Consider the following 3,069-nt stretch of genomic DNA (forward strand, 5'->3'; position numbering starts at 1 on the left):
CCTTTGACCCCTTTATTTTCAGTGGTTATCTAAAGATTTAGCTCTCTTAAAAAATCAAGTTGAGCAATATATTCTGTATCAAACATATATTCTCCTAAAAAGTTTATATGTTCCCACGCAAGAGGAGATATGTGTTTTAATAATGTTTCATCAATTTTTTGTGTTTGTTTTAAATAATTTAAAGCTTTTTCTAGATAAATAGTATTCCAAATACTTATTATATTGATTAAAATATTAAGTGTACTCGCTCTTTGAAGTTGATTTTGTAAGGTTTTTTCTCTAAGTTCCCCTTGTTTTCCAAAAAATAGAGCTCTTGCTAAACTATTCATAGCTTCACCTTTATTCAATCCTCTATGAATTTTTCGTCTTAAATCTTTATTTGAGATATAATCTAAAATAAAAATTGTTTTTTCAATTCTTCCCATTTCTCTTAAGGCTGTAGCTATTCCATTTTGTCTTGAATAAGATCCTAGTTTTCCTAAAATCATAGAAGAAGTAACTTTTCCATCTTTTATAGAAGTTGCTACTCTTAAAACATCATCATAGTTTTCTTTAATTATTTTTTCATTAATTTTTCCGTGCAATACATCAATATTTTTAAAAGTTATAGTTTCTTTTAGAGAAAAAAGTTTAGCATCAGATAAATCTCTAATTCTAGGAGCAAAATGAAAACCCAGAATATGAGTTAATCCAAAAACTTGGTCTGTATATCCAGCAGTATCAGTATAATGTTCTAATATATTTAAATCTGTTTCATGATTTAAAAGGCCATCTAAAACATGAGTAGCATCTCTTGAATTTGTATTTATAATTTTAGTGTAATAAGAAGAAAAATTATCACTTGTGAATCTATATATTGTTGTCCCTTTCCCAGATCCATAATGAGGATTAGAATCTGCATAAAGAGTATTAACTACTAACTTCATTCTCATTCCATCTGAAGAAGATGTTGTTCCATCTCCCCAATGTTTTGACAATTCTAATTTGTTTTGATAATTTACTAATTTAGTTTGAGCTCTATTTAAAGCATCTTCATGTAAACGCCATTGGGAAATATGTGCCATTTGTTTATATGAAATATTAGAAACAGCATCAGCCATTTTAGTTAAACCTATATTGGTCCCCATAGCAATTAAAGAAGCAATAAGAGTAATAAAATCATCTTTATCTGGTTTTTTATTTGTCGAAGCATGAATAAATTCTTCATGGAAATTTGTAAGATTAGCAATATCTATGATTAAATCTGTGAGCTTTATTTTAGGAATAAGTTTATAAAGTTTTGAACTTAATATTTTAGCTTCTTCAGGAATCTCTCTTTCTAAACGAGCAATAGATATTTTTCCATTATGTATTGAGATATCCTCAAGGTTATCTATATTTTTAGATATCCATTTTAATCTTTCGTTTAATGCTAAATTTCTCTCTTTTAAAAATTCATCATATGACAAGCTAATATCTATTTTTATATTGTATTTCTTCTGAGACCATTCAGATTTTGATAAAAGATAATCTTCAAAATCCATATGTTGTCTGCTACCAAGTATTGATATATCTCCAGACCGTATATGTTCTCTTAATTCTGATAATATTGCCATTTCATAATAGTGTCTATTTATATTTTTATCATTTTCAAAAACATACTTTTCCCATCGTTTTGAAATAAAGTTAGTTGGAGCATCAGATGGAACTTTTCTTTTTCCTGTTTTGTTAATTTCCTTTAAAAGCTTAATTCCTTGAATTAATGATTCCTTAGCTTCAGTTGATTTAAAATCTAATATATCTAAAAATTTAGGAGTATATCTTCTAAGAAAATAGAATTTTTTTTCTAATAAATCAAGATAGTCATAATCTGCTGGTCTAATTAGATTATCAGCTTCATTTACAGAGCTGATAAAACTGTCCCATTCCATACAAGCTTCTATAGATTTAAAAGGATCTAATCCCTTTTCTTTTGCATTAATTAGAGCTTTTCCTATATTTGTAAAATGAATAATTTTCTCATTTAATTTTTTCCCATTACTCTTTTGAAGTTCCTCTTGAGCTTTTCGTCCTTTAGAGAATAAATTAAGCATTTGTCTATCATGAATTTCAAAAGCTTTATCTATTAAATCTTTAGATAAATTTAATAAAAAAATAGTTAAAAGTGCATATCTTTTATTCTCTTTAAACTCTCTAAAAGCTTGAGGTTCATATCTTGAAGCTATTCTGTATAACTGAAGAAGTCTATTAGTATTAAATTCTTTTAACAATGAAAAATTTAAATTGAACTCTTTTAAGAATTCAATTTTTTCAGCTAATTTTAAAAAAGTATCTGGTGATGGAAATCCAATAGGTAATTTTAACCAAGCTAGAATTGTTTTACTTTTATCAATAACTAATAATGAATCTAACTTTTGCTTTTGCTCATTAGATAAAGAGATAGTTATTGAATCTAAAATCATTTGTTCAGATCTAAATTTAGCTTTCCAAATGATTTTTTCAATTGTAGTAATACCAGGATAAATTATTTTATTGAGTTTAAGAAAATTTATAGCACTTTGGAACAAAAATATAGTTTCATTATTTTCCAAACTTAAATCATATAAATATTTGAATAGTTCTATAGATTCTTTATTTTCAAAAGAAATATAACCGTATTTATCCTTAAGCTCTTTTAAATGTTCCCATAAAGTATTTTCTCTTTGTGGATATTTATTCCCATGAGAAACAGCTACTCCAACTTGCTTTGAAATATATTTAATAAAAGGTGTTGGAATATTTTTGATATGAGTATATGTCCATCCAGGATGCCTTAAAAAGGCTAATTGTATTGCAAAACCAATTCTATTTTCTTTACCTCTATGTTTTTTTATTATTTCTAAATCATTTTTAGTAAAAGTGTAATATTTAGCTAAAGAATAATCATCCTCAGGAATTTTCATAAATTCTTCTCTTTGTTCTGTTGAAAAAAGTTCTTTTCCACGTAATTTCATAGCTCCCCCCAAATGTTATTATAAATTATTATATCAATGAACTAGGCTCTATTGATATAATATTAAAAGCTAGATAAATCAACATAACTCAGTGTCT

General features: G+C 26.2%; 1 protein-coding gene. It reads right to left on the minus strand.

Annotated elements, in window-relative coordinates; translation table 11 throughout:
* Positions 1-29: 29 nt before the first annotated feature.
* Positions 30-2,972, minus strand: a complete 2,943-nt coding sequence (locus Q0V09_RS09805) for a Tn3 family transposase (protein ID WP_297407428.1) — start codon at positions 2,970-2,972, stop codon at positions 30-32.
* Positions 2,973-3,069 lie beyond the last annotated feature (97 nt).

Source organism: uncultured Cetobacterium sp., from assembly GCF_947039425.1.
Taxonomy (GTDB): Bacteria; Fusobacteriota; Fusobacteriia; order Fusobacteriales; family Fusobacteriaceae; genus Cetobacterium_A.